This is a genomic window from Cellulomonas biazotea (assembly GCF_004306155.1).
In the GTDB taxonomy this organism is placed as follows: domain Bacteria; phylum Actinomycetota; class Actinomycetes; order Actinomycetales; family Cellulomonadaceae; genus Cellulomonas; species Cellulomonas biazotea.
This window is the reverse complement of record NZ_BIMR01000461.1, coordinates 1-798: the sequence shown is the minus strand read 5'-3', so window position 1 is coordinate 798 and position 798 is coordinate 1. Positions and strand designations below refer to the sequence as shown.

Below are 798 nucleotides of genomic sequence, written 5' to 3'. Positions count from 1 at the left end.
AGGCGCGCGGCGTTCGTCGAGCGCGCGCGGCGCACGACCGCCTGCCGGACGTCCGCGACGACCGTGACGGTGTCCCCGACGCGCAGGCTCGCGATGTCCGTGAGCGTCCCCGGGTCGGCGTACCGGAACGGGTAGTGCCGCAGCAGGTCGCCGAGCGTGTGCAGCCCGAGCGCCGCGAACGGCTTGCCCGCCCGTGGCGCGACGGTCTTCACGGGCGACTCGAGGTACGTCCCGCGCGGCTCGACGCCGTCGACGTACCGCACACCCTGCGCACCGGGCTGCCCGCCGGCCTGGCCGTCGCGTGCCATCTCAGCCCACCTCCGCTCAGTCCAGACCCAGGAAGAACGCCGGCCCGGAGCCGGTCGGCCCGACGAGCACGTGCTCGGCGTCCGCACCCGTGAGCGCCGCGTCGAGGTGCGCGGCCGCGGCGGCGTCGAGCGGCTCGCGGTGCAGCACCGTCAGGCTCTCGCCGTGCGCGTCGTGCAGCACCTCGGCGAGCCCGGCCGGCAGCGCGTCCGCGTGCTCGACGCGGACGGCGCGCAGGCGCCCGAGGGCGCGCACCGCGGCGTGCAGGCCCACGGCGGTCGACGACGTGGCGAACGCGAGCGCGGCGACGGTCGCGCGCAGCTCGTCGTCGGCGTCGAGGACCTCGACGACCGGCCCCGGGTGGTCCACGAGCGCGTCGGCCGCGACGACGCCCCCGGGCAGGAGCGCGACGTCGGGGGCGCCGGTGTCCGCGACGGCGCGGGCCACGTGCTCGGCCGTGACGGGCGCCTCGGGCGTGGCCACGAGCACGAC

General features: G+C 78.2%; 1 protein-coding gene and 1 pseudogene. Both read right to left on the bottom strand.

Features of this window, described 5'->3' with window-relative positions; translation table 11 throughout:
• A pseudogene (locus CBZ_RS20145) lies at positions 1–308 on the bottom strand (hypothetical protein); the annotation flags it as partial.
• A gap of 16 nt (positions 309–324) precedes the next feature.
• On the bottom strand, positions 325–798 hold a 474-nt coding region (locus CBZ_RS21255; protein WP_165446878.1), incomplete at its 5' end, for an aldehyde dehydrogenase.